The organism is Rhizobacter sp. P3_B12 (assembly GCF_056402895.1).
This window is the reverse complement of the sequence record NZ_JBFUGN010001042.1, coordinates 1-2,082: the sequence shown is the minus strand read 5'-3', so window position 1 is coordinate 2,082 and position 2,082 is coordinate 1. Positions and strand designations below refer to the sequence as shown.

The following is a 2,082-nucleotide window of genomic DNA, read 5'->3' as shown; positions in this document are numbered from 1 at the left end:
TACGAGGAGTTGTTCGAATGAAGGTGGTTGTCACTGGCGCGGCCGGCATGATCGGCAGCAACATCGTCCACGGGCTCAACGCCATCGGCATCGACGACGTGATCGCCGTCGACGACCTGACCGACGGCCCGAAGTACCGCAACCTGCTGGGCGCGAAGCTCAGCGACTACTTCGACAAGGGCGAGTTCTACACGCGCTTCGCGAACGGCGACTTCGGCAAGGTCGACGCGGTGCTGCACCAGGGCGCGTGCTCCGACACGATGGAGCACGACGGGCGCTTCATGCTCGACACCAACTACCGCTGCAGCAAGGACCTGCTCGACGCCTGCCAGGCGCAGGGCACGCGGCTGCTGTATGCGTCGTCGGCGGCCACCTACGGCGGCAGCGAGACCTTCCGCGAAGAGCCGGCGTTCGAGCGGCCGCTGAATGTGTATGGCTATTCGAAGCTGTTGTTCGACAACGTCGTGCGGCGCATGCTGCATGCCAACCGCAGCCAGGTGGTGGGCTTCCGCTACTTCAACGTCTACGGCCCGCGCGAGCAGCACAAGGGGCGCATGGCGTCGGTGGCCTTCCACCACTTCAACCAGTTCCGCGAGACCGGCAAGGTGAAGCTGTTCGGCGAATACGGCGGCTACGCGCCGGGGGCGCAGAACCGCGATTTCGTGTTCGTCGACGACGTGGTCGCGGTGAACCTGTGGTTCCTGCAGCACCCGGGGCAGAGCGGGATCTTCAACCTGGGCACCGGGCGCGCACAGCCGTTCAACGACGTGGCCGAGGCCACCGTCAATGCGTCGCGCGCGCTGAAGGGCGAGCCGCTGCTGCCGTTGAGCGAACTGGTCGCGAAGGGACTCATCGAGTACATCGACTTCCCGCAGGCGCTGGTCGGCAAGTACCAAAGCCATACCCTGGCTGACCTGTCGCGACTGCGCGCAACAGGTTGCGACCATGCGTTCACCGATGTCGCCGGTGGCGTGAAGCGCTATGTCGACTGGCTCGCGGCAGCAAGTTAAGAAGGTGCATCTGTACCGGTCCTGACCGGTCAACGCTCCATGGAAGGGCCCCGTTAGGGCGCCGGGTTGTCAATCGGCAATCCGTCAACCTTCCAGGAGAGGATCACCATGTTCAAGAAGACCATCATCGCCACGTTGCTGGCGCTGTTCTCGGCGCTGGCGTTTGCGGCAGGCGTCGACATCAACAAGGCGACGCAGGCCGAGCTCGAAGCGGTCAAGGGGATCGGTCCGGCGATGGCCACGCGCATGCTGACCGAGCGCAAGAAGGGTGAGTTCAAGGACTGGAGCGACGTGATGGGTCGCGTGAAGGGCGTGAAGGAGCACCAGGCTGCGAAGCTGTCCGATGCTGGCCTGACGGTCAACGGCGGGGCCTACAAGGCTGCTGCGGCTGACGCCAAGAAGGAACCGATGAAGAAGTGATCACCGCACCGGGCCACGAGCCTGGTTGCTGCAACGCCTCGCGGTATCGCGGGGCGTTTTTTCTTGCTGGGCGCGCAGGCTGCGGCAGGGGGACTGGCTGGGGGGCTCATGCCGGGGCGGTCGGTGCCCTGGGGGCACCGACTGCACTGCGAAGATCAGCTTTGGGGATGCATCGGCAAACTCCCTCCACTCACTTCGTTCGTTGTGGTCAAACACAGCCGATGAGTCAGTCTACGAAGCGCGCTGGCGCGCGCCAYCCCCAAAGCCGAWCTTCTCCGTCGCCCCAGAAATCGCCCCCCAGCCAGTCCCCCTGCCGCAACCTGCGGGACCGCTTGTGTTCGCGGATTTGCCAGCAATAGCGAACACTCGTAGCCCGGGTGCCAACCCGGGAATCAACGCTCACTTGTTCGCTTGTCACACCCCGAAGGAGCGGGGCGGTGCCACAAAGGCGCGGGCGGGGAGTCCGTGGAGCGCCAATAAAGACGGGTCGCCGGAGCTGGCTGGTTTCATGGCCCGCGTGCGTCAGCACGCTTCGTGCACTGACTGTCGCCGACTGTTTGACCACAACGAACGAAGTGAGTGGCGGGAGTTTCGGCGACGGGCCATGAAACCAGTCAGCGCAGGGGAGTCATCGCCCCGCCAGGGGCGATGA

At 64.7% G+C, this 2,082-nt stretch carries 2 protein-coding genes; both read left to right on the top strand.

Annotated features, from left to right (window positions below):
• The first annotated feature begins 17 nt into the window (after nt 1-17).
• Nucleotides 18-1,010, top strand: a complete 993-nt coding sequence (rfaD, locus tag AC1D01_RS31805) for an ADP-glyceromanno-heptose 6-epimerase (RefSeq protein ID WP_477873504.1) — start codon at nt 18-20, stop codon at nt 1,008-1,010.
• A gap of 108 nt (nt 1,011-1,118) precedes the next feature.
• On the top strand, nt 1,119-1,430 hold the full coding sequence (locus AC1D01_RS31800; RefSeq protein ID WP_477873503.1) for a ComEA family DNA-binding protein: 312 nt from the start codon (nt 1,119-1,121) through the stop codon (nt 1,428-1,430).
• Nucleotides 1,431-2,082 lie beyond the last annotated feature (652 nt).

Excerpts from the sequence above, each read along its gene's own strand:
- AC1D01_RS31800 (WP_477873503.1), top strand. The coding sequence starts at position 1,119 with ATGTTCAAGAAGACCATCATCGCCACGTTGCTGGCGCTGTTCTCGGCG.
- rfaD (WP_477873504.1), top strand. The coding sequence starts at position 18 with ATGAAGGTGGTTGTCACTGGCGCGGCCGGCATGATCGGCAGCAACATC.